The sequence below is a fragment of the Streptomyces sp. NPDC018693 genome, assembly GCF_044391385.1.
Taxonomy (GTDB): Bacteria; Actinomycetota; Actinomycetes; order Streptomycetales; family Streptomycetaceae; genus Streptomyces.
Map to the genome: position 1 here is coordinate 29,989 of NZ_JBIRZZ010000027.1, position 22,503 is coordinate 52,491.

The following is a 22,503-nucleotide window of genomic DNA, read 5'->3' on the forward strand; positions in this document are numbered from 1 at the left end:
GAAACCAGGATGTAACCATGAACCCCCTGTCGCGCTACGCGCGTTGACTCTAGGCTGCGCCGGACGGGGTCGTACATCCTCAACCGCCTCACTGGGCCGACCCAGGCCCACAGGACGCAACACAGCACAGGGGGGCGCATGCCAGCCACTTCCCAGCCCTACTCGAGCCGCAGACGGCGCACTTACCGCATCGTCGCGGGGGCCGCGGTCCTCGCCACCGCCGGCGCCCTGGCCGCCGCCCTCCCGGCGGGCGCCAGCGACAGCAAGAAGCCCAGCTACCACCCGACGAAGCCCAACCGCTACCAGGACGTGCAACTGCTGTCGTTCAACGACCTGCACGGCAACCTGGAGCCGCCGTCCGGCTCCTCCGGCCGGGTCACCGAACTCCACGAGGACGGCCACACGGAGACCGTCAACGCGGGCGGCATCGAGTACCTCGCGACGCACCTGCGCCAGGCCCGCGAGGGCCAGACGTACACGATCACCGCGGCCGGCGGTGACATGGTCGGCGCCTCCCCGCTGATCTCGGGCCTGTTCCACGACGAGCCCACCATCGAGGCGCTGAACAAGCTCGAACTGGACGTCACCAGCGTCGGCAACCACGAGTTCGACGAGGGCGCCCGGGAACTGGCCCGCCTGCAGAACGGCGGCTGCCACCCGACGGACGGCTGCTACACCGACGAGGGCTTCGCCGGCGCCGACTTCCCGTACCTGGCCGCGAACGTGCTGGACGAGAAGACCGGCAAGCCGATCCTCAAGCCGTACTGGGTCTGGAAGAAGAAGGACGTCAAGATCGGCTTCATCGGCGTGACCCTGGAGAACACTCCGGGCATCGTCTCCGCCGAGGGCGTCAAGGGCCTCGTCTTCAAGGACGAGGTGGAGACCATCAACAAGTACGCCAAGGTGCTCCAGGCACAGGGCGTGAAGTCGATCGTCGCGCTCATCCACGAGGGCGGCTTCCCGGCCGGCACCGCGTACAACTACGACTGTGACTCGCCGGGCGCCGGCGACGGCATCTCCGGCCCGATCGTCGACATCGCCAAGAACATCACCCCGGCGGTCGACGCGCTGGTCACCGGCCACACCCACGCGCCGTACGTGTGCACCGTCAACGACCCGGCGGGCAACCCCCGCATGGTCACCTCGGCCGCGTCCTTCGGCCGCCTCTACACCGACACCACGTTGACGTACGACCGCTTCACGGGTGACATCGCCCGTACGTCGGTGAAGTCGGCGAACCGCGTGGTCACCCGGGACGTCCCCAAGGCGCCCGACATGACCGAGCTGATCAGCAAGTGGAACGCGCTGGCCGCCCCGATCGGCAACCGCCCGATCGGCCACATCTCCGCCGACATCCCCAACACGGGCACCGAGTCCCCGATGGGTGACCTGATCGCGGACGCGCAGCTGTGGTACGCCAAGCAGCTCGACCCGGAGACCGACCTGGCGCTGATGAACCCGGGCGGTGTGCGGGCCGGCCTCACCTACGCCGGCGGCAGCGAGGGCGACGGTGTGGTGACGTACGCCGAGGGCTTCACCGTGCAGCCGTTCGCCAACACCGTGAACCTCCAGGACTTCACCGGCGCTCAGCTGATCCAGGTGCTGAAGGAGCAGGTGAGCGGCGGTAACGCGGCCGCGCCGAAGGTCCTGTTGCCGTCCTCGGGTCTGACGTACACGCTGGACCTGACGAAGACCGGCGCCGACCGTGTCGTCACGGACTCCATCCAGCTCAATGGCGTGGCGATCGACCCGTCGGCCACCTACCGCGTCGCGACGAACAGCTTCCTCGCGGGCGGCGGCGACAACTTCCCGACGCTGGGCCAGGGCACCAACGACCTGGTCGGCGCCGACGACCTGGCCGCCCTGGAGCAGTACCTGACGGCCAACTCCTCGGCCGCCAACCCGATCGCGCCGCCGGTGACGAACCGGATCACGATCGTGCGGTAAGCGGCAGGCAGCACAGTTGAAGGGCCCGGTGCGCTCAGGCACCGGGCCCTTCACCGTTCAGTCCGTCCGGTCCCGGTCGAACCGCATCGTCGCGAGGGACGACAGCAGGCCCACCCAGAACAGCACCTGGGGCACCGTCCGATCCGTCCACGGCACCTCGACGACAAGCAGCGCGCACAGCATCGTCCACGCCGCCTGGACCAGGACGATGCGCGGCCAGACGCGGCGGCGGACCACCGAGCGCAGGTTCAGCTGGATGCCGGTGCGCAGACGCCGGTAGACGAGCAACGCGCTCACCACCCAGATCGCGGTCATCGGGACGAGGTCCCACAGACGTTGGCCGAGGGGAAGGGGCAGCGCCCGCTGGGCTTCTCCCTCCACGGGGAAGAGATCGATGCCGACGGCCGCGAAGAGCAGGCAGAACAGGGCAGGCCAGCGCAGGCCGCGCAGGAGCCGGTACGAGGCGTCGTCGAGCCCGCGCTGCATCGCCGCCGAGTCCGGGGCGACGGCGAGGGCGTCGGCGTAGAGGGTGGCGGCCTCGCGGGCCCTGACGCCGGGGGCGTCGGCCGCCTTCTGCGTCTGCCGGGTCAGGGCCTGCTGGTTGCTCGGGTCGAGCCTGAGGATCGCGCGGTCCATGTCGTCGGTGAGGGACTTGTCGCCCTGCATGTCCGCGATCGACCGCATCGCCTCGTAGGGGAACGCCTTCTCCGGTGCCAGCCGCATGGCCTCCCGGACCAGCTCGGCCGACTCCTGCAGGTGGGCCCGCATGGCCTCCCGGTCGACGAGCCCGTGCTCCCGCCCGTACCGGATGCCCCTGATGCGCCACAGCCAGTGGCCGAGCAACGCGTAGCCGTACCAGTAGTCGGGTGCCAGGCGGATGACCTCGCGCAGGTCGTCCTCGGCGTCGACGATGCGGCCGCCGAACTGCAGAGCGCAGGCGTGCTCGATACGGGCGCCGATGTGCTCCGGGTCGAGGGAGATCGCCCGTTCCGCCGCCTCCAGCGCCCCGTCCTTGTCCTCGTCTCCCTTCCGAAGGCACAGGGCGAGCCCGATCAGGGCACGGATGTCCTCCGGATCCTCGGCGAGCCGCTTCACCAGCAGCGCCTTCACCTCGTCGTACCGCTCCAGATCGATCAGCGCGTCGGCCCGCTCCACGGCGGGGTGCACGGACGTCACAGCTTGCGCCGCTTCTTCAGATACGCGACGAGGTCGTCGTACATCCCGCCCTCATTGGCGTACATCGCCACATTGCGGGCGGAGGCGAACCAGGGTTCGGTCGACGGTACGACGTCCTTCGCGGCGGACAGCAGGTCCTTCATGCCGATCATGCGGACGGCGCCGGTGCGGGCCGAGTCCAGCAGGGCCCGTTCGGACGCCGCCTCGCAGACATGGGCGAGGTCGGCGCCGGAGAGGCCGTCGGTGGCCTTGGCCAGCTTGCCCAGGTCGATGTTCTCGATGGGCCGGTCGCGCAGGTGGTAGCGGAGGATCGCCTCACGCGCGGGCGCGTCGGGCGGCAGGACGAGCAGCGTACGGTCCAGGCGGCCCGGACGGCGCAGGGCGACGTCCACGTCCCAGGGCACGTTGGTGGCGGCCAGCACGAACACGCCCTCGTTCGCGCCGGCGTCGATGCCGTCCAGCTCGGTGAGCAGCTGGTTGACGGTGTTGCGCATGCCGCTGTGCGCCGTACGGCTGCGCTTGGCGCCGAGCGCGTCCAGCTCGTCGAGGAAGACCACACAGGGCGCCTGGCGGCGGGCGGCCTCGAAGACCTCGTGCATGTTCCGCTCGGAGTTGCCCATCCACATGTCGAGGACGTCGTTGACCGACACGGACAGGAAGGACGCGCCGAGTTCACCGGCGACCGCCCGCGCGATGAACGTCTTGCCGCAGCCGGGCGGCCCGTACAGCAGCAGACCGCCGCGCAGGCTCTTGCCGTACAGCCGCCGCAGCTCCGGATTGCGCAACGGCGCGAGGAAGGCCGCCTCCAGACGGTCCTTCACCTCCCGCATGCCCCCCACATCGGCCAGCCGCACGCCGCCCGGCGCCTCCACGTCCCAGGCATCCGCGCCGCCGCCCGGCTGATCCCGTCCCTCTGCGGCGAGCGGCGTCCCGGCGTCCGGCGTCTCGACGAACCGGGGCGGTACGACGTCCCCGACCTGTTGCTCGGCGGCCTTCCAGTCGAACCCGGAGGGATCGGCGGGCGGTTCGGACACCTCCGCGGACTGCGCGGGCGCCTGCGACGGCACCCCCATCGCCCGCGCCATCAACTCCCGCGCCTGCGCGTCCCCCGGCGCGTGCTGCAGGGCGACGGCGACCTCGGAGACGGCGGCATCGCCCTGCCCGGCGTCCAGCAGCAGTTCCGCGAGGTGCAGCCGCAGGGGTACGTCGGCGGGGGCCGCGGCGACGGCCGTACGGAGGCTCTTGATCAGCGGCGAGTCTTCGGACATGCGCCCTACCCTACGGACCCCCTACGACACCCTCAGGCGGTCCCCGGCGAACGCCGGGCGGCGAGGAGTTCACCGAGCCGGTCGAAGGCGAGGAAGAGGACGGCGAGGGAAACCAGCGGCACGGCCAGGATCAGCGGATAAGGGTCGATCGGCCGGTCGCTGAAGAGCAGCCAAAGCTGGCGGACGCACATGCCGGTGAACACCAGCCACCCACCCATGGCCGCCCGCTCCCACGCCGCTCGCCGCCGCGCCCCGCGCAGCAGCCGCGCCTCCATCTCGGGCCGTTCCCCGCAGGTCGTGAGCCCGAGGCGGACGGCGGTGGCGCGCAGGTCGGCGACCTCGGCGAGCGGGTCGCCGTGCTGGAGTTCGTCGAGGTGGGGCAGCAGGACGCGGCGGCCGTCGACGGTGTAGAGGTACGCGGGCCAGCGGGCCAGGGTGGACCTCCGGACGCGTCGGCGGGGCTCGACCCGGAGGTCGTAGACGCCGGACCAGGGGAAGTGCCGGGTGCGCAGCACGCCTCGTACGGTGATCCCGTCGGCCGTGACCCGGGTGCGCGCCCGCCACAGCTCCAGTGCCATACGGCCGACGACCGCTCCCCAGATCGCCATGACCGGCAGGGCCCACAGGACCGCCTCCACGGGCGTGGCGTCGATGATGACGCCGTGCGTGAAAGTGGCCATGATGAGCATGGCCATGAACACCACGGCGATGAATTCCACCGGCATGCCCCGGCCGCTCTTCCGGTACTCCCGGTCGAGTCCCGCAAACTCCTCGCTCATCTGCGATCCCCCTCCCCGCCCACGCACGCGCGCGCATGGGCGGGGAGATCATATGGCCGGAACCTGTCGTGACCGGTACGCCAGGCGGTCAGGCGATGCGATGCACGACCTGGGTCGTCAGCTCGTACCGTGCCCCGACGATCGCCAGCCGCCCGTCGGCCACCCGGGCCGCCAGATCGGGTTCCGCGGCGAGCCGCGCGCGGACGGCGCGGACGTTGGCGTCGATGGTCGCGTCGACGCGGGCCGCACCCTCCTTGGTGTGGTCGATGTTGGGGGCTATCTGGTCGGCCAGGTACTGGATGTGGGCCGGGAGCCGCTTGCCGGTCTCGTCGGCCTCGACGGCGGCGGTGACGGCACCGCACGACTGGTGTCCGAGGACGACGATCAGCGGCGTGTCCAGTTCGAGCGGCCCGTAGGCGATGCTGCCGAGGACCGCCTCGTCCAGGACCTCGCCGGCCGAGCGCACGGTGAACAGGTCACCGAGGCCCTGGTCGAAGACCAGCTCCGGCGGGACACGGGAGTCGATGCAGCCGAGGACCACGGCGAACGGGTGCTGACCGGAGGTCAGGCTCTGGCGCACGGCGGGCGCCTCGTCGGGGTGCTGCTCACGGAAGGTGCGCCAGCGCCGGTTGCCCGCCGCGAGCTCCCGCAGGGCCTCGGCGGGGGTGCTGGGTCGTCGGCGGCCGTAGGCGGTGCCGGCCGCGGCGGGTCGGGGGGAGACGGGGGCGGCCGAGGCGGGGGCGGCGGCGAGGGCGACTCCGGTGCCCAGGGCCGCGGCGCCGGTGAGCCCGGCGCGCAGCAGGGCGCGCCGGGCGGGCGTGGGGGAGGAGGCCGGCGTGGGGCCGGCGGATCTGTCAGCGTTCACGCGCACGAACGTATGCCCGAACGCCGTGGTGGACGTTTGCCGTTGCCGAAAGTTGGGAGTGCGCGGGAATTCGATGATCGATCATTGGTCCGCTCTTGGCGTTCCCGTGCGCCTCCCTTGACCCGGACCGACCCGGCCCCGGTGTCAGGAAGCCGTGGGCGTCCAGCCCTGCAGCCAGCCCGCGACCTCCTGGTCCGCCGCCTGGGCGTCCGTCAGATGCGGGCGCTCGCTGCTCGCGGCGCCCGCGCCCGGTCCGGTGTTCCGGTACTCGGTGAAACGGTCGTCCTTCCAGGAGAAGCCACTCATGTCGGTCCAGGGCGTGGACTTGATCGCGGCGCTGAGGGCGGCCCAGGTGGAAGGAGCCGGCGGACACGTCACCGTTGATCATGAACGGCGCCCGGGTCGATGCGGCCGCGACCACTCCGCAGGGCACGATCGTCCTGGCGGCGGCCTCCGGCACCACCACGACCCTCCTCGAACTGAACGCCACCACGGGCAAGGAACTCCACCGAGCCGACCTCCCCGCGCTCCTCTACACCGAGAAAACAGTGACCCGCGTGAACCTCACCACGGGCGCCACAACCCGCTTCGCCCTGCCGGGCACCCTTCTCGACTCCTAGCCGGGGGGCCTATCTGTCGTCGGTGACCGCCGGGATCGGGATTCGTGCGCCCCGGCTGGCCGCCACGCGCAGGGCGTCCCCCAGGCATTCCACCGCCCTGCCGAGCGCGAACCGCACCGCCCATTCCCCGGCCCGGGGGTCGGCGAGCACGGCCCTGGCCCCGGCCAGCACCCGCTCCCCCGACTCCAGTTGCGCCTCCTCCACGTCGTCGGCGAGCCGCGAGAGCCGGCTGTTGTCGTTGTCGGTGCTGAGGTAACAGGGCTTGCCCTCGGGGCCGGTCCAGGGCAGAAGCCGCAGCCCGCGCTCTTCACCGGCGTTCACGCGGACACCTCGGCTCGGTGGAGGTCCAGGGTGCGCAGGTACGGGCGGACGAGGGGAGTGTCGTAGTGGATCGGATCCACAGCCTGTGGAAAGTCGGGGCGTGAGTCCAACGGCCGTACGGCGTCGGGCAGTCGCTCCGGGGTCGGGAGCGCGCGGTGGCGTCCTCGGGCGGGCAGCAGGGCCCACACGAGCAGCAGCAGTAGCCATTCGATGCATCCGGCGGTACGTTCGCGCATGTCGGCGCTCCTTCGTTGTCGCGCGTCGGCCACGCCCCCGGGCCGAGCTGCATCGGCTGCGGGGGTTTGTCGTGGCAGGGTCTTTGACGAGCGGTGATTACCGTTCGTGGCTCGATCGTCACAGGTTCGGCGTACGGTGTGGAAGAGGTTCGGAGTTGTCTGGCGCGCAGGCAACGGGGAGGGGTGACGTGAGCGAAGAGGTTGACGCAGCGCCGGTTTCCGGGCGGGCGATGCTCGGGCAGACACTGAGGGTCCTGCGGGAGAAGGCCGGGAAGTCGCTGTCGCAGTTGGCCGAGGGGACCGGGTACGAGAAGAGCTACCTGAGCCGACTTGAGTCGGGGGAACGGCTGTCCAAGGTGACGGTCATGGAGGACCTGGACGCGTACTACGGCACTGGTGACCTGTTGGTCAGCCACTGGAAGGCGGCTCGACTGGACGCGTTCAAGGACCGGTACAAGGAGTTCATGGCGCTGGAGGCGACGGCGCGGATCATGTGGAAGTTCTCGATGGGCATTCCCGGGCTTCTGCAGACCGAGGACTTCGCTCGGGGGGTGTTGTCTGGCGCTCAGACAACGGCCGACGGCGACGAGGCCGTCGAGGAGCAGGTGGCGGCACGGCTCGGGCGGCAGTACCTGCTGAGGCAGAAGCCGGAGCCCGAGGTTCGGATCGTGGTGGACGAGTTCGCGCTCCGACGCCCCGCTGCCTGGGCCGAGGCGTGGCGCGATCAGCTACTCCATCTTGAGGCCGCCGCGCTGTGGCCCAACATGGCGCTCCAAGTACTGCCGTTCTCGGCCGGAGCGCACCACCATATGAACGGGTCGTTGACGCTGCTCTGGCAGAGGGACGGAAGTGCTGTTGCCTACAAAGAGGGCAACGGTTGCAGTCGCTTGATCGAGGATCCGGACGAAGTTCTTCGGCAGCGGTTGTCCTACGATCGGCTCCGCGATCTGGCGCTGTCCCCGTCGGACTCGCTCGCGCTCATCAGGGACGTACTGGAGGAGCACAGATCATGACGCGCAGCCACGATCTCACCGCCGCCGTGTGGCGCAAGTCGAGCTACAGCGAAGGGGGAGACAACGATTGCGTCGAGGTCGCCGACGGCCACCCCGGCATAGTCCCCGTCCGCGACAGCAAGACCCCAACGGCCCGCCCGCTGGTGTTCTCGGCCGTGTCCTGGGCGGCGTTCGTGGCACGAGTCAAGGGCTAGGCGATCCCTCCGGCGGAGGCACAGCCGCCCCCGGCAGTCGTACCGTCGCCACCGTGCCCCCGCCCTCCGCGCGGGCCAGGGTGACCTCGCCGCCGGACTGCTGGACCGTACGGGCGACGATGGACAGGCCGAGACCGGAGCCCGGCAGGGCCCGTGCGCTCGGGGAGCGCCAGAAGCGGTCGAAGACGTGGGGGAGTTCGTCCTCGGGGATGCCGGGGCCGTGGTCCCGGACGGTCAGGACGCCGCCCGTCAGGGTGACCTCGATCGTGCCGCCCTCCGGGCTGAACTTCACCGCGTTGTCGAGGATGTTCACCACCGCCCGCTCCAGCGCGGCGGGTTCGGCCCGTGTGTACCAGGGCTCCAGGGAAGCGCTGATCGTCAGCTCGGGGCCGCGCAGCCGCGCCCGGCGCAGGGCGGCTTCCACCGTGTCCTCCAGCGAGACGACCTGGACCCGCTCGCCCCGCTGCCCCTCCGACCTCGACAGCTCCTGCAAGTCGCCTATCAGGGAGGCCAGCTCGGTCATCTGCGCCTTCACCGACGCGAGCAGAGCCTTGCGGTCGGCGGCGGGGAGGGGCCGGCCGGTCTCCTCACTCCGGGTGAGGAGTTCGATGTTGGTGCGGAGGGAGGTGAGAGGGGTGCGCAGTTCGTGGCCCGCGTCCGCGATCAGCTGCTGCTGCAACTCCCGGGAGCTGGCCAGCGCGGACGTCATGGAGTTGAAGGACCGGGAGAGCCGGGCCACCTCGTCGTCGGACTCGTCCTCCACGGGGATGCGGATGCCGAGGTCCTCGGTCCGGGCGACATGCTCGACGGCCTCGGTCAGCTTGTCGACGGGGCGGAGTCCGGCCCGGGCCACCGCGAGTCCCGCAGCCCCCGCGCCCACCACTCCGACCCCGGAGACGAGGAGAAGGATGAGGGCGAGTTCGTTGAGGGTGTCCTGGGTGCCTTTGAGGGGCACGGCGATGAGGAGAGCCGTGTCGGCGTAGAGCGCCGGTCCGCTGCCCAGGCCCTGGCTGACGACGAGGGGCACGGTGAGCACCCGGACGTCGTTGCCGTCGGAGTCGGTGCCGTTGCGGAAGATGCCGTCGCCGCCGTTCGCCGCGTCCCGGATGACCGTACGGTCGGCCGACGTGGTCCTCACCGTGCCGGCGGAGTCGGAGGAGACGCAGGCCGTGCCGTCCGCCTTGACGAGCTGCGAGTAGAACCGGTCCCTGCCCTTGAGTGCGCCGAAGACCGACTCGGACGGCTCCTGCGGGCACGTGGCGAGCAGGGCCTCCGCCTGTCCGACGGCCACCGGACGCTTGGCGGACTTCTCAAGGTCGTTGTCGAGCTGCTCGTACAGCTTCCCCTGCACAATGAACCAGCACGTCACCGACACCGCCGCCACCGCGAACGCCACCGCCGCCGCCACCAGCAGCGACAGCCGCGCCCGGATGGGCAGGGAGCGGAAACGGCGTACGAGCTTGTTCACTCGGCCCCGCCCTGTCGCAGTACATAGCCCACGCCGCGCACGGTGTGCACGAGGCGAGGCTCGCCCCCGGCCTCGGTCTTGCGGCGCAGGTACATCACATACACATCCAGCGAGTTCGAGGACGGCTCGAAGTCGAAGCCCCAGACGGCCTTCAGGATCTGCTCCCGGGTGAGGACCTGGCGCGGGTGCGCCATGAACATCTCCAGGAGGCTGAACTCGGTGCGGGTCAGCTCGACGGCCCGCCCACCCCGCGTCACCTCGCGGGTGGCGAGGTCCATCCGCAGGTCGGCGAAGGTGAGCGCCTCGTCGTCCGCCTCGGCTCCGGCACCGGCCGCGGCCGCGTAGGAGCTGCGCCGCAGCAGCGCGCGGACCCGGGCGAACAGCTCGTCCAGTTCGAACGGCTTGACCAGGTAGTCGTCGGCCCCGGCGTCCAGCCCCGTCACCCGGTCACCGACCGTGTCGCGGGCCGTCAGCATCAGGATGGGGGTCGTGTCACCGGCGCCCCGGATGCGCCGGGCGGCGGTCAGTCCGTCCATCCGCGGCATCTGGATGTCGAGGACGACCAGGTCGGGCCGGTAGGCGGTGGCCTTCTCCAGCGCGTCGGCGCCGTCGACGGCGACCCGCGTGTCGTAGCCCTCGAAGGCGAGGCTGCGCTGGAGTGCTTCGCGCACCGCCGGCTCGTCGTCGACGATCAGGATGCGCTGGGGGTCACGGTCGCCTTCGGCGGGGCTCATGGGCGTCGGTTTCCTCTGATGCGGTGGGGGACGGGGGACGTACGGCGTCGCTCTCAGCGTCGCACGTTCGCCTTGCGGCGACGGGCCCGGGCCGCAGTGCGGGCGGCGGCGCCGGTGGCCGCCACCTCCGGCGCCCGCGTCCCCGCCACCGGCGGATGCAGCGCGTACGCCACGTCGAGGGCCAGACCCAGGTCGGCCGCGCCGAAACCGCTCGCCGTGTGCGGGATCTGCTTGATCACGATGACCTCCGGGTCAGTTGTCGGAGCCGCCCGCGCGCAGCGAGGCGAGGTCGGACTTGACGGTGTTGACCGGGATGGCGAAGCCGAGGCCGACGCTGCCCGCGTCGGACGAGCCGGAGCCGGCGGCCGAGTACATGGCCGAGTTGATGCCGATGATGTTGCCGTTCATGTCGATGAGCGCGCCGCCGGAGTTGCCCGGGTTCAGCGAGGCGTCCGTCTGGATCGCCTTGTACGTCGTCGTGGACGACCCGGTGTCCCCGTTGAACTGCCGGCCGCCGAACTCGAAGGGCCATCCGCCGCCCGGCTGCTGTTGCTGCTGCCCCTCGTCGGTGGAGACGGTGACGTCCCGGTCGAGGGCGGAGACGATGCCGCTGGTCACGGTGCCGGTGAGGCCCTCGGGGGAGCCGATCGCGACGACGGTGTCACCGACCTGGAGGGCGTCGGAGTCGCCGAGGCTCGCGGCTGTCAGGCCGGAGGCGTTCTCCAGCTTGATCAGCGCCAGGTCCTTCTTCGGGTCGGTGCCGACGACGTCGGCGGTGTACTCCTTGCCGTCGCTCGTCCTCACCTTGACCGAGGACGCGCCGGCGATGACGTGGTTGTTGGTGATGATCTCGCCGTCACCGGTGATGATCACGCCGGAGCCGGTCGAGGAGCCGCCCGGGAGCGTCGCGTTGATCTCGACGATGCTGGGGCTGACGGCGGAGGCGATCGCCGCTATGTCGCCCTTCTTGCTCGACGGCACCACGCTGGTGGTGGTCGAGGCGGCCACGGTGTCGTTGCCGCCGGTGAGCTCCTGGATGCCGTAGGCGGTGCCGCCGCCGATCGCCGCGGCCACGATCGCCACGGCGGCGAGCAGGGCGACCGGCCCTCGGGCCCGCTTCTGCTTCACCGGTGCCGGTTCATGCGCCGGAGGCGCCGGCCACTGCTGCTGGGCGCCCTGGTGAGGGTCCTGGTACGCGCTCTGGTACTCGCCGTCGCGGCGGAAGCTCTCGGTCATGGAAGTGAGCTTCGTGCCCGACCATGAGAGCTTCCTGAGCGCTGCCTGAGAAGCCCGGCAGAAGCTCGTTCGCCCGATATAAGGCCGCTTCTGGGTTCTGAGGGCCCTCTCTCAGAGATCTCTCACGTACACCCGCACGACCGCCGCGCCACCAACCGCGACGGGAACACCTTCAACCGCTCCCGCCGGGACCCCGCCACCCGCACCCCGTCGTCCAGCACCAGATCCACCGCGGCCCGGGCCATCGCCGACCGGTCCGACGCGATGGTCGTCAGCGGCGGATCCGCCAGCGCCGCCTCCTTGATGTCGTCGAACCCGGCGACGGCGAGCTCCCCGGGCACATCGATGCGCAGCTCCCGCGCGGCCCGCAGCAGCCCGATCGCCTGGTCGTCGGTGGAGCAGAAGACCGCGGGCGGGCGCCGGGGCCCGGAGAGGATCTCCAGCGCGACCTCGTAGGCGTCGTACCTGTTGTACGGCGCCTCGAACAGCCGCCCCTCGGTGGAGAGCCCCGCCTCCTCCATGGCCCGCTTCCAGCCCTCGACGTGGTCGGAGACGGGGTCGCCGACGGCCGGCGTCTCCGCCATGCCGCCCATACAGGCGACGTACTCGTACCCGTGCTCCAGCAGATGGCGTACGGCGAGCTGCGCGCCGTTGAGGTCGTCGAGGACGACGGCCACGTCGTCCATGGCCTCGGGCCGCTCGTGCAGCAGCACCACGCGCGCGTCCCACGCGTCGATCTCGGCCGCCGCGAGGTCGTTCAGCTGGTGCGAGACGAGGATGAGCCCGGAGACCCGCATCCCCAGGAAGGCGCGCAGATAGTGGACCTCGCGTTCGCCGATGTAGTCGGAGTTGCCGACGAGGACCATTTTCCCGCGCTCGGACGCGGCCTGTTCGACGGCGTGCGCCATCTCCGCGAAGAACGGCTGGCGCGCGTCCGGCACGATCAGACCTATGAGGTCCGTCCGCCGGGAGGCCATCGCCTGGGCGACCCGGTCCGGCCGGTACCCCAGTTCCTTGATGGCGGCGAGGACACGCTCGCGCGTGGCCGGGGCGACCGGCCGGGGTCCGTTGTTGATGACGTAGCTGACGACGGCGGTGGAGGTTCCCGCCAGCCGTGCCACATCGTCCCGAGTCACCTTGGCCACGCGCGGAGTCTACGCGGAGAGACCGGCTCTGGGCAGGGCGTGAAGGTGCTTCGCCGGGGGCGTCCGCGCGGGTGGCGGCGCCCTGCCCGCCGCCCGCTACGCGTCCGCGGGGACTTCCTCGGCGCCTACGACGGCACCCGTGTCCTTCTCGTCCGTCTTTGTCCGGTCCGCCTTGGCCTTCGCCTCCTCGGCGGCGCGCTCGACCTTCTCCGGGGTAACGAATCGATAACCGACGTTCCGGACGGTTCCGATCAGCGACTCGTGCTCCGGTCCGAGCTTGGCGCGCAGCCGTCGTACATGGACGTCGACCGTGCGGGTGCCGCCGAAGTAGTCATAGCCCCAGACCTCCTGCAGCAGCTGGGCGCGCGTGAAGACGCGGCCCGGGTGCTGGGCGAGGTACTTCAGCAGCTCGAACTCCTTGAAGGTCAGGTCGAGGACCCGGCCCTTGAGCTTGGCGGAGTACGTGGCCTCGTCGACCGACAGGTCGCCGTTGCGGATCTCCATCGGGGAGTCGTCGTTGACGATCTGCTGCCGGCCCATGGCCAGCCGCAGCCGTGCCTCGACCTCGGCGGGTCCGGCGGTGTCGAGGAGTACGTCGTCGATGCCCCAGTCGGCGGTGACGGCGGCGAGGCCGCCCTCGGTGACGACGAGGACGAGCGGGCAGCCGGGCCCGGTGGAGCGCAGCAGCTGGCAGAGGCTGCGGACCTGGGGCAGGTCGCGGCGTCCGTCGATGAGGATGACGTCGGCACCCGGGGTGTCGACGAGCGCGGGCCCCTCGGCCGGGGCGACCCGCACGTTGTGCAGGAGCAGGCCGAGGGCGGGGAGCACCTCCGTCGACGGCTGGAGGGCGTTGGTCAGGAGCAGCAGAGAACTCATACGTCTGGTTCCTCCTCGGTCCCTGCGAGGACGTGTGCGGTACGGAACTGCTCTGCGATCCCGGGGCCCCGTACACCCGCGGTCACCTGCGTTCACCTCAGGTTTCCCGCTTCGTATACAACGCTTCCGAAAGCACAAAAGGACCCGGGGGCTACGCTGCCCGAGTCCTCTGCCCAGCAGAATAGCCGACATGAGCAACGGTCCGGCAGGTCATGTGGCACGTTCCACCGTACGTCCGAATGCCGAGACGAGCAGACACGCACCATTGCGGACGTTTCTGCACACGGCCGACGGCGTGTCGATCGATTCCGTATACGATCCGCCGGCCGTTGTATACGACGCCTCCCGGTCACCCTCCCTTGACCCCGTGTTCGTCGTCGCGCACGGCTTCACCGGCGATGTGGACCGACCACATGTGCGAAGGGTGGTGGCGGCCCTCCGCCTTCACGGCGCCGTCGTCACCTTCTCCTTCCGGGGCCACGGAGCCTCCGGCGGCCGCTCCACCGTCGGCGACCGCGAGGTCCTCGACCTGGCGGCGGCGGTGGAGTGGGCCCGGGGAGAGCTCGGCCACGCGCGCGTGGTGACCGTCGGCTTCTCCATGGGCGGCTCGGTGGTCCTGCGCCACGCGGCCCTGCACCCCGGCAGCACGGACGCGGTGGTGTCGGTCAGCGCCCCCGCCCGCTGGTACTACCGGGGCACGGCCCCGATGCGGCGCCTGCACTGGCTGGTGACCCGCCCCGAGGGCCGCCTGGTCGGCCGCTACGGCTTCCGCACCCGCATCCACCACCGCGAGTGGGATCCGGTCCCGCTCTCCCCCGTGGAGGCGGTCCCCCGTATCGCCCCGACCCCCCTGCTCATCGTCCACGGCGACCGCGACGGCTACTTCCCCCTCGACCACCCCCGCATGCTCGCCACCGCCTCCGGCGGCCACGCCGAGCTGTGGCTGGAGCCCGGCATGGGCCACGCGGAGCACGCGGCGACGGACGAACTGCTGGCGAGGATCGGCGACTGGGCCCGGCCGGCAGGGCCGGCCGGGCCCGGCTGAGAGAGGGGGCTAGGGCAGGTCCCTGCTCGTGCTGGCGACCAGGCGGCCGATCTCGTAGCCCTCCAGGCGGGCGGTGTGGGCGGCGGCCGCGCCGGGGACCAGGACGTCGGCCTTGCCGCCGGTGAGGTCGACGGAGGCGCGCGGGCGCTGGTCGAGGTAGACGTCGACGCGGTCCACGTTCTCGGCCGTGAGCTTCAGATGGAGGGCGCCGTCGGCGGGGGCGGCCTCCGTGATGGTCACGGCGTGCGGAGCCATGGCCTGCAGGAGCCGGCCCGCGTGGTCGAGGAGGTCGGTGTTGTCCTCCAGCAGGTCGCGGCGGGTCATCTTGTGCAGCTCGTCGGGGACGACTCCGAGGTCCTCCACCGGCGTGCCGGAGTTCGGGCCGACCCGCAGGGTGCGGCGGATCGACACCCGCATCCCGGCGCCCTTCGGCAGGGGCGCGTAGGGCGTGGTCCGGTCGCCCGCCATGAGGTCGGACAGGAGGGTGTGCGTCCAGACGTTGGCGCCGCCGGCGCCGGTGTTCTCGTCGGTGCCGAGCACGGGGCCGATGCCGTGGTCCTGGAAGCCCGCCGCGAAGATGTCCGTGGCCGAGTAGCAGCGGGCGTTGGTGATCAGGACGACCGGCCCGAAGTACTGCTGCCCGATGGCGTTGGCGCCGCTCTCCGGCGTGATCGGGAAGGCGGCGGAGAACACCGAGCCGGTCTCCACGGCCTGCTCCATGGACCGGACCCAGGGGCCCAGATCCAGTCCCCGACCGCCCTGGAACCGCTGGCAGATCCGCAGATTGAGCGGGGTGTTGACGAACTGCACCGGCTCCGGGGTGATCCGGCGCGGCGTCAGCGTCTGCAGGGTGAACTCGGCGGCGTGGATGTGCCCGCCGCCGTTGTCCCGGACGTCCACGACGAGGCCGCCCTGCGGCAGCTGGCGGATCAGCCGGACGAACTCGGCGACGAACCTGCCGGGGTTGTCGACGTTGAACGTGAAGATGCGGATGTGACCGAAGGTTCCGGACGCCGTCCGGACGGTACGGGCCCGGAACACCCCGGGCATGGTGCTGGCGACCTCGCCCGCCCCCAGATCCGGCAGCGGCTCGTCCGCCTCGGCGGCCCGCTCCTGGGCGACCACCTGCGGCGCGAAGAGCAGCACCCTGGCCCGCTGGGCCTCGTCCCCGTCGAGGTCCAGGCCCTGGAACGCGGCCGTCTCCGGCTCGTCGGCGACCAGCGGCGGGAGATTCTCCACGATCCGCCAGGTCTCCCGCAGCTCACGGGCCGTCCCGGCGCGGTCGATGTAACTGACCGTCACCCACTCCTCGAACGGCGGGAGATGCATGACCAGCGGCCGCACGGTCAGCGACTGCACACCGCGGCTGCGCCGGGCCGCCGTGTTGCTGCCGGCGAACCGGGCCGCGTTGAGGTCGACGGCGTCCTGGATGGGGATGCCGCTCCAGTGGGTGATCTCCACACCGGGCTCGAACCCGGGCGCCGAGAAGCCCTGGGCGACACGGGTGACCAGGAAACGGGTCCGGCCGTCGTCCGTGCACGACTCGACCAGGAACGGCAGGAAGGCGATCTTGCCGTTGAAGGGCTTGGGCAGCAGGTAGTTGGTGTGCAGGTCACGCACCGAGTGGAAGATCTCCGACATCTCGGCGTGGAAGAGCCACTCCCGCGGCATGGTCTGCGCCGTCTGCCGATCCAGGCGTCGGCGCAGCAGCCGTAGTCGCTGGACCGGGTTGACGGCGTGCATCGCGGTCTTCAGCGGCAGATGCACGTAGTTCTGCTCCAGCAGGACGAGGGCCTGGTCGACCAGGAGCCGGCGGTCCTCCAGGGACAGCTGGCCGGCGCCGTGGACGAAGGTGGGCAGAGGAGCCGCTTCGAGCATGTGCTCACGTACGGGTTCCGCCGTGTTCTCCAGGAACTCGGGTGCGCTCTCGTAAACCGGTTGGGTCATGGTGATGCGCCAGTCCTTCTTGGGTCGGGGCCGACTGAACGGGCGGTCAGGCCCACTGGATGTCGGCCAGGTTCTCCAGGGGCAGGCGGTCGGCCACCGCCTCGGGCACGCGCAGGGTGTCCGCCTTGTGGAGAGAGGCGGGGAAGCGCACCCGGGTGCGGTCCTCGACCTCGCCGACGGTGACCTGGAAGACGCGGAACTCGTCCAGCTCCAGGGCTTCGAGCTGGTCCAGGTTCTGGGTGAGCAGGAACGCCCTGGCCTTCAGCTCGCCGTTCTCGGTGAAGACGATGACCTTGAAGAACTCCCGAGGTATGCGCTCGCCCCGGAAGACGCGGTCGTCGTCCTGGAAGACCGGCCCGCCGAAGACGCTGATCCGCAGGTCGTCGACGTCGACGTCGGCGAAGACGGCGTCCTCCAGCCTGCCCCACAGTCCGTTCTGGGAGCTCTGGTTGAAGTCGTCCATCTGCGGGGTGATGTTGGTGTAGAAGAACGAGTCGGTGTTCGCCTTCCGCGCCTCCGGCAGGCTGCCCCACAGCAGGTCGGCGCGGCGGGCGATGTGCCCCCGGTCGAGCCGGTTGCCCGCGTACAGCTCATTGCCGACCTGCGCCGAGCCGGGCAGCCGCGGGTCCTTGACGAAGGGGATGCCGTTGCGGCTGAGCTTCTTCACCGAACCGCCGTCGACGTTCCAGCCCACCCAGAAGGGGAAGTGCCGCTCCTCGCTCAGGGCGAGGGAGAAATGCGTGTACGGGATGACCGGCGAGTCGTCCAGGAGTACGGCGTCCGCCACGAGGTCGGCGTCCAGGTCCGGGACGTCGACGCGTTCGCCGAGGAAGTCGGCGTCGTAGCCGGTGATGATCTCCAGTTCCTCCGGCGCCGGCTGGGTGAGGGTGATGTCGAGTTTCTCGAACACCGAGGTCGACAGGCAGGCGAGAGCGTGCTCGTCCGGGTCGCCGGTGCCCTCGCCGGCGAAGTGCAGTCCGGCCATCACCGTGCCGACGCGGCCGCCCTCCTTGAACAGCCACACCGCCCCGGAGTCGCCGCCGCTGCTGACCTCGCCGTCCGTCGGCGGATGATCGGGGTCGGGGCCGATCTCGAAGCAGCCGATGGTCCTGGTGCCCGTCGTCCCGCCGTAGTTGATCTTCGCGACGGTGTCGACGCGGCGGACGATGCCATGGGTGACCCCGGTGGACCGCCCGCTCTTGATCACCCTGTCGTCGAGCTCGGGCTCTCCCAGGGTCCTGGGGGCGACGTCCAGTTCGAGTATCTCCGGGAGGAACTCGCGGTCCTCGATCGTCGCCACCGCGCAGTCGCCGGCCACGCCCAGGTGCGAGCGCAGGAGCGTGCCCAGGCGGTTGCGGTCGACGCGGTTGTCGTCCCGCGTGCCGGGCTGCACGACCTCGACGCCCAGCTCACCGAACGAGCCTTGCAGCACATGCCAGTTGCTGAGCACGTACGGTGTGCCGTCGGCCTTGTCGAACACGATGCAGCCGATGGTGCCCGCCGAGACCGTCACCGCGCCGACGCTGGCCCCGGGCCGGATGGGATCCAGCCTGCTCTTGCGCAGCGGGCTCTGGACCTCGGGCACGGTGTGGAAGCTCGGCTCGTACGTGCGCTCGATGACATCGGTGGGCACCTCGACGCCGTCCACGGTGATCGTGTCCGGGATCAGGGTCGTGCCGAGGGATTCGAGCACGTCCGGCTCCGCCTTGGTCGCCACGGTGAACTGCAACGCGATCTCCCCGCCCGGCTGATCGCCGGTGACCTTGCGGCCGACGCCGACCGAGGTGATGTTCGGGTCGTCGAGGAGGTGGGGGCCCTTGCTGCGGATGTACTGCCGCAGGGACGCGAGGAGTTCGTCGTCGGAGGACGGATTCTTCTTCGCCGGGGCGCGTTTCGAGGCGGTTTTTTCGGGTGCCTTCGCGGCGGTCCTCTTCGCGGAGGCGTTCTTGGCGGTGGTCTTCTTCGCGGCGGTGTTCTTCGCGGCGGTGTTCTTCGTGGTTCTGGTGGCCATGACGGAATGCGTCCCTTCGTCGGCAGGACGACACGGGAGGGGCGCCGGGGCCTGGCCGGCCCCCGGCGCATTGGGGCGACGCTCACTTGGAGAACACTCGCGTCCCCGTTTCCGATGGCGGTTTCCGTGTCTCCGACGGGGAGTGAATTACCGAACTCCTGCAGCGCCTGTACTACTTGAAGCTTTCTGTGAATCCGACGCCAGTCATTCCCGACGCCTGCCTTCCCGGAGTCGGAGAACTCGCGAACGGCAGTTTTGTCCCCTCATATCCATGATGGTCACGCGGCGCGAAGCGGCAAGTCGACATTGGAGTATGACGAGCAGCCAGTTGGCGAGCGCCTTTTGAAGAAAGAACAAAAGTTGCCCCGTCAATTTCCCCCACCCGACGAAGCCGCCCCCGGCGAACGGTCGTCTGTGACTCGGGGGAACGGGCGGTCGCCGAGCTCGGGTGGGCAGGGGGCGGTCGATCGGGCGGCGCCCCAGGCTCTCCCGCGCGGCTCTCGGGCCCCGGTTCTCCCGCACCACGGCGCCGGTGCTCCGCCTCGGCGCCGTGTTCTCACGGTGAGTGGGCGTTGGAGGTGGGACCGCCCGGCTCCGTGTCTCCGGGCCCTGCGATCGCCCAGCGGTGAGACCGCCCGGTCCACCCGGTCCACCGGTCCACCCGGTCCGGGCGATCGCCCGCCTCGCGAGCCGACATGGCCCGTGAGCCGACACGGCTCGCGAGGCCGGCCGGTCCGTGTCCCGGCCTCCTCGTGGGCTACGGCTCTACGACGACTTCCTGGGCGGCGGCTGTCTCGCCGGCGATGAGGCGGGCGTCGAGGGGGACGTTCCGCTTGACCAGTGCCAGTGCGACCGGGCCCAGCTCGTGGTGGCGTGCGGACGTGGTGACGAAGCCGATCTTGCGGCCGTCGGGGCTCTCCTCCGCGAGGCGGATCTCCGTACCCGGGACCGGCAGATGGACCTCGCTGCCGTCGAGGTGGAGGAAGACCAGCCGGCGCGGTGGCTTGCCGAGGTTCTGGACGCGGGCGACGGTCTCCTGGCCCCGGTAGCAGCCCTTCTGGAGGTGGACCGCGCTGCCGATCCAGCCCAGCTCGTGCGGGATGGTGCGGTGGTCGGTCTCGAAGCCGAGGCGGGGCCGGTGGTGCTCGACCCGCAGGGCCTCGTACGCGAGGATCCCGGCCGGTGAGCCGACCTGCTCGGCGAAGGACTCCAGCTCGGGCCGGGGAAGGAAGAGATCACGGCCGTACGGCGTCTCACGTACGACCACACCCGACGGGACCGGCGCTATCGACCCCGCCGGCAGATGCACGACCGCGATGTCGTCCGTCCGGTCGGCGACCTCGACCCGGTAGAAGAACTTCATCGACTCCAGGTACGCGATCAGCGCGTCCCGCGTCCCGGGCTCGACATGCGCCCAGACCGTCGAACCGTCGTCGACCAGATACAGCGCGTGCTCGATATGACCGTTCGCGGAGAGGATCAGCGCCTCGGTTGCCTGGCCGACCGGCAGCTCGCTGACATGCTGGGTGAGCAGCAGATGCAGCCAGCTCAGCCGGTCCTCGCCGGAGACGGTGACGACACCGCGGTGCGAGAGGTCTACGAAGCCGGTGCCGTCGGCGAGGGCACGCTGCTCACGGAACAGGTCGCCGTAGTGGGCGGCGACACCTTCGTCCACACCCTCGGCGGGGACGGCGCCGGGCAGGGACAACAGGGGGCTTTTCATACTGCCTAGCCTACGACTCGGTAGTTGAACCCTTCAGGGAACAGCTCCTGCACCGACCGAAGATGGCGAAGTGCTTCATGTCGGTCTCGAAGCCGAACTCCTCCCGCAGCTTGGCGGTGAACTCGGCGGCGACCTTCAGATCCGCCTCGATCACGTTCTCGCAGTCGCGGCAGACGAGGTGGATGTGGTGGTGCCGGTCGGCGAGGTGATAGGTCGGCGCCCCGTGCCCCAGGTGGGCGTGCGAGACCAGCCCCAGCTCCTCCAGCAGCTCCAGCGTCCGGTACACCGTGGAAATGTTGACCCCCGACGCCGTCTTCCTCACTTCACCGAGGATGTCGTCGGGGGTCGCGTGCTCCAGGGTGTCCACGGCTTCGAGCACGAGTTGCCGCTGCGGCGTCAGCCGGTAACCGCGCTGCCGCAGATCGCTCTTCCAGTCGGTGCTCACCACACCGGAAAGTCTAGGACTACTTGAAGAAGGCGATCCCGTCATCCGGCATGTCGTCCGGCAGGGCCTTCGCCCAGCGCTCGACGTCCTCAGGGGTGACGACCTTCTTCAGTTGGGCCGACATGTACGGCCGCAGCCCGACCTCGGGCGTCTGCTTCTCACCGACCCACATCAGGTCGCTCTTGACGTAGCCGTAGAGCCGCTTGCCACCGCTGTACGGCCGGGAGGCGGCCGTCCGCGCCACCGCGTCGGTGACCAGGTCGATCTGCGGCTTCTGCTGGGCCATCTCGCCGTACCAGATCTCGATGACGCCGTCGTCGCGGGTCATCGTCACCTCGACCTTGCGCTCGGCGTCGATCCGCCAGAAGCCGTGCTCCGACTCCAGCGGGCGGATCTTGTTGCCGTCCTTGTCCAGCACCCAGCTGGCGGAGTGGTACTCCAGGAAGTCCCGGCCGTCGTGCGTGAAGGTGACCTCCTGGCCGAAGTTGCACTTCTCGTCACCGGGGAAGTCGTGCACACCCGCGCCGGCCCAGGTGCCGAGCAGGAAGGCGAGAGGGACCAGGTCCTTGTGGAGGTCGGACGGGATCTCGATCATCAGAGGATTCCTAGCTATGGTCAGCCACGGGTCAGCGCTGGCCCTGGTACAGCTTCTTCACGGTCAGACCGGCGAAGGCGAGAACGCCGACGGCGACCAGGACCAGCAGGACTTCGAAGAAGATCTCCACGGGGTGCTCCTCGGATGAGCGGAGTGGGGTACGTACGTACAGGACCGGGCCCCAGCTTACGCGGCCGGGACCGGGTCCTCCTTGTGAGGTACACCCTCGCCGCTCCGCCCGACGCTCAGCTGAGCAGCTGGCTCTGCAGGACGACGGTCTGCTGGAAGGGAACGGCCTCGGCGGCACCCTCGCGGGACTGCACGATCAGCGCGACCACGTCACCCACCAGGAGATACGCCTGCCGGACGTGCTCGGCGCCGTACGGCTTGACCTCGTCGTACGCGCGACGCGTGACGCTGTAGACGTCGGCGGTGGTCGGGAACCCGTCGTCGTACGTCGTCTCGTCGGCGCCGCGCAACGCGTGCACGGGTGAGGCGTATTCGGTGAGCTTCCCGTTGACGTGCTCGGCGACCACTCCCGTGTCGAACTGCAGCAGGTAGATGCCGGTGCGGGTGCCGTCCGCCGTGGTCCAGCCACGGGCGGCGATGTGCCGCAGGCCGGCGTCGGTGAGCAGCTGCCCGACCGTGTCCTGGTCGTCCTTCTCCGCGAACACCTTCAGGAAGTCCTGCCGGGCCAGCCAGCCGTCCGTGCCCCGCAGCGCCTTGTCCTCCGTCGCCCCCTCGGGCACGGGCAGCACCAGCGCGCGCAGATCCGCGTCCCCTCAGGGTGGTGCACGAGTTCGATCAACCAGCAGTGACCAGGCGAGGAGATGCTGCCGACGGTCGCCGCGGCCGTCTT

At 70.4% G+C, this 22,503-nt stretch carries 24 protein-coding genes; 5 read left to right on the forward strand and 19 right to left on the reverse strand.

Translation table 11 applies throughout. The features are described from left to right. Positions 1-138 precede the first annotated feature (138 nt). Positions 139-1,947, forward strand: a complete 1,809-nt coding sequence (locus ACH5AC_RS36835; protein ID WP_398866710.1) for a bifunctional metallophosphatase/5'-nucleotidase — start codon at positions 139-141, stop codon at positions 1,945-1,947. Positions 1,948-2,004: 57 nt separating this feature from the next. Here the strand turns inward: ACH5AC_RS36835 and ACH5AC_RS36840 are convergent, their stop codons facing one another. The 5 genes from ACH5AC_RS36840 to ACH5AC_RS36860 form a co-directional block, all read right to left on the reverse strand. Continuing rightward, entirely contained in the window at positions 2,005-3,123 is a 1,119-nt protein-coding gene (locus ACH5AC_RS36840) for a hypothetical protein (RefSeq protein WP_398866711.1), read from the reverse strand. Further along, positions 3,120-4,391, reverse strand: a complete 1,272-nt coding sequence (locus tag ACH5AC_RS36845) for an ATP-binding protein (RefSeq protein WP_398866712.1) — start codon at positions 4,389-4,391, stop codon at positions 3,120-3,122. The genes ACH5AC_RS36840 and ACH5AC_RS36845 overlap by 4 nt, the downstream gene beginning before the upstream one ends. Positions 4,392-4,423: 32 nt before the next feature. Beyond that, positions 4,424-5,170, reverse strand: coding sequence for a PH domain-containing protein (locus ACH5AC_RS36850; RefSeq protein WP_398866713.1), 747 nt, complete (start codon positions 5,168-5,170; stop codon positions 4,424-4,426). Positions 5,171-5,258: 88 nt separating this feature from the next. Next, the gene (locus ACH5AC_RS36855; RefSeq protein WP_398866714.1) at positions 5,259-6,035 is read right to left on the reverse strand and encodes a carbonic anhydrase; all 777 of its coding nucleotides are present in this window, start codon (positions 6,033-6,035) and stop codon (positions 5,259-5,261) included. A gap of 144 nt (positions 6,036-6,179) precedes the next feature. Further along, positions 6,180-6,413 (reverse strand): hypothetical protein, encoded by a 234-nt coding sequence (locus ACH5AC_RS36860; protein ID WP_398866715.1) that lies wholly within the window; start codon positions 6,411-6,413, stop codon positions 6,180-6,182. Between the two features lie 8 nt (positions 6,414-6,421). On the opposite strand from ACH5AC_RS36860, the gene ACH5AC_RS36865 reads away from it, so the two are divergent. Beyond that, positions 6,422-6,655, forward strand: a complete 234-nt coding sequence (locus tag ACH5AC_RS36865) for a hypothetical protein (RefSeq protein ID WP_398866716.1) — start codon at positions 6,422-6,424, stop codon at positions 6,653-6,655. A 9-nt stretch (positions 6,656-6,664) separates the two neighbouring features. Here the strand turns inward: ACH5AC_RS36865 and ACH5AC_RS36870 are convergent, their stop codons facing one another. Together ACH5AC_RS36870 and ACH5AC_RS36875 are read right to left on the reverse strand one after the other, a co-directional pair. Continuing rightward, positions 6,665-6,976 carry a hypothetical protein gene (locus ACH5AC_RS36870; protein ID WP_398866717.1) on the reverse strand — a complete coding sequence of 104 codons (312 nt, stop codon included), beginning with the start codon at positions 6,974-6,976 and terminating at the stop codon, positions 6,665-6,667. Continuing rightward, a complete protein-coding gene (locus ACH5AC_RS36875) occupies positions 6,973-7,212 on the reverse strand; it encodes a hypothetical protein (RefSeq protein WP_398866719.1) in 240 nt (79 codons plus the stop codon). The genes ACH5AC_RS36870 and ACH5AC_RS36875 overlap by 4 nt, the downstream gene beginning before the upstream one ends. A 188-nt stretch (positions 7,213-7,400) precedes the next feature. Between ACH5AC_RS36875 and ACH5AC_RS36880 the strand changes: the two genes are divergently transcribed. Then, positions 7,401-8,225, forward strand: a complete 825-nt coding sequence (locus ACH5AC_RS36880; RefSeq protein WP_398866720.1) for a helix-turn-helix domain-containing protein — start codon at positions 7,401-7,403, stop codon at positions 8,223-8,225. Next, positions 8,222-8,419, forward strand: a complete 198-nt coding sequence (locus tag ACH5AC_RS36885; protein ID WP_398866721.1) for a DUF397 domain-containing protein — start codon at positions 8,222-8,224, stop codon at positions 8,417-8,419. Before ACH5AC_RS36880 ends, ACH5AC_RS36885 begins: the two co-directional genes overlap by 4 nt. Here ACH5AC_RS36885 and ACH5AC_RS36890 read toward each other — a convergent pair. The 6 genes from ACH5AC_RS36890 to ACH5AC_RS36915 form a co-directional block, all read right to left on the reverse strand. After that, the gene (locus tag ACH5AC_RS36890) at positions 8,409-9,887 is read right to left on the reverse strand and encodes an ATP-binding protein (RefSeq protein WP_398866722.1); all 1,479 of its coding nucleotides are present in this window, start codon (positions 9,885-9,887) and stop codon (positions 8,409-8,411) included. The genes ACH5AC_RS36885 and ACH5AC_RS36890 overlap by 11 nt on opposite strands. Next, positions 9,884-10,621, reverse strand: coding sequence for a response regulator transcription factor (locus tag ACH5AC_RS36895; RefSeq protein ID WP_398866723.1), 738 nt, complete (start codon positions 10,619-10,621; stop codon positions 9,884-9,886). Before ACH5AC_RS36895 ends, ACH5AC_RS36890 begins: the two co-directional genes overlap by 4 nt. 53 nt (positions 10,622-10,674) lie before the next feature. Beyond that, positions 10,675-10,860, reverse strand: a complete 186-nt coding sequence (locus tag ACH5AC_RS36900) for a hypothetical protein (protein WP_398866724.1) — start codon at positions 10,858-10,860, stop codon at positions 10,675-10,677. A 13-nt stretch (positions 10,861-10,873) separates the two neighbouring features. Continuing rightward, complete coding sequence (locus ACH5AC_RS36905; RefSeq protein ID WP_398866725.1) at positions 10,874-11,857, reverse strand: S1C family serine protease; 984 nt, start codon at positions 11,855-11,857, stop codon at positions 10,874-10,876. 122 nt (positions 11,858-11,979) lie between these two features. Further along, positions 11,980-13,002 carry a LacI family DNA-binding transcriptional regulator gene (locus tag ACH5AC_RS36910; RefSeq protein WP_398866726.1) on the reverse strand — a complete coding sequence of 341 codons (1,023 nt, stop codon included), beginning with the start codon at positions 13,000-13,002 and terminating at the stop codon, positions 11,980-11,982. 96 nt (positions 13,003-13,098) lie between these two features. Further along, positions 13,099-13,878 carry a response regulator transcription factor gene (locus ACH5AC_RS36915; protein WP_398866727.1) on the reverse strand — a complete coding sequence of 260 codons (780 nt, stop codon included), beginning with the start codon at positions 13,876-13,878 and terminating at the stop codon, positions 13,099-13,101. 190 nt (positions 13,879-14,068) lie between these two features. Here ACH5AC_RS36915 and ACH5AC_RS36920 point away from each other — a divergent pair, with 190 nt between their 5' ends. Then, positions 14,069-14,923: an alpha/beta hydrolase family protein gene (locus ACH5AC_RS36920; RefSeq protein ID WP_398866728.1), complete on the forward strand. Its 855-nt coding sequence runs from the start codon at positions 14,069-14,071 to the stop codon at positions 14,921-14,923. 9 nt (positions 14,924-14,932) lie between these two features. Here the strand turns inward: ACH5AC_RS36920 and ACH5AC_RS36925 are convergent, their stop codons facing one another. The 6 genes from ACH5AC_RS36925 to ACH5AC_RS36950 form a co-directional block, all read right to left on the reverse strand. After that, entirely contained in the window at positions 14,933-16,870 is a 1,938-nt protein-coding gene (locus ACH5AC_RS36925) for a S41 family peptidase (protein WP_398866729.1), read from the reverse strand. A 46-nt stretch (positions 16,871-16,916) separates the two neighbouring features. Then, positions 16,917-18,881 carry a DNA/RNA non-specific endonuclease gene (locus ACH5AC_RS36930; RefSeq protein ID WP_398866730.1) on the reverse strand — a complete coding sequence of 655 codons (1,965 nt, stop codon included), beginning with the start codon at positions 18,879-18,881 and terminating at the stop codon, positions 16,917-16,919. Positions 18,882-19,638: 757 nt separating this feature from the next. Next, positions 19,639-20,604 carry a YgfZ/GcvT domain-containing protein gene (locus ACH5AC_RS36935; RefSeq protein ID WP_398866731.1) on the reverse strand — a complete coding sequence of 322 codons (966 nt, stop codon included), beginning with the start codon at positions 20,602-20,604 and terminating at the stop codon, positions 19,639-19,641. Between the two features lie 10 nt (positions 20,605-20,614). Beyond that, positions 20,615-21,052: a Fur family transcriptional regulator gene (locus tag ACH5AC_RS36940; protein ID WP_398866732.1), complete on the reverse strand. Its 438-nt coding sequence runs from the start codon at positions 21,050-21,052 to the stop codon at positions 20,615-20,617. A 16-nt stretch (positions 21,053-21,068) separates the two neighbouring features. Next, a complete protein-coding gene (locus ACH5AC_RS36945) occupies positions 21,069-21,644 on the reverse strand; it encodes an FABP family protein (protein WP_398866733.1) in 576 nt (191 codons plus the stop codon). Between the two features lie 245 nt (positions 21,645-21,889). Continuing rightward, positions 21,890-22,393, reverse strand: a complete 504-nt coding sequence (locus ACH5AC_RS36950) for a hypothetical protein (RefSeq protein WP_398866734.1) — start codon at positions 22,391-22,393, stop codon at positions 21,890-21,892. Positions 22,394-22,503: the final 110 nt, after the last annotated feature.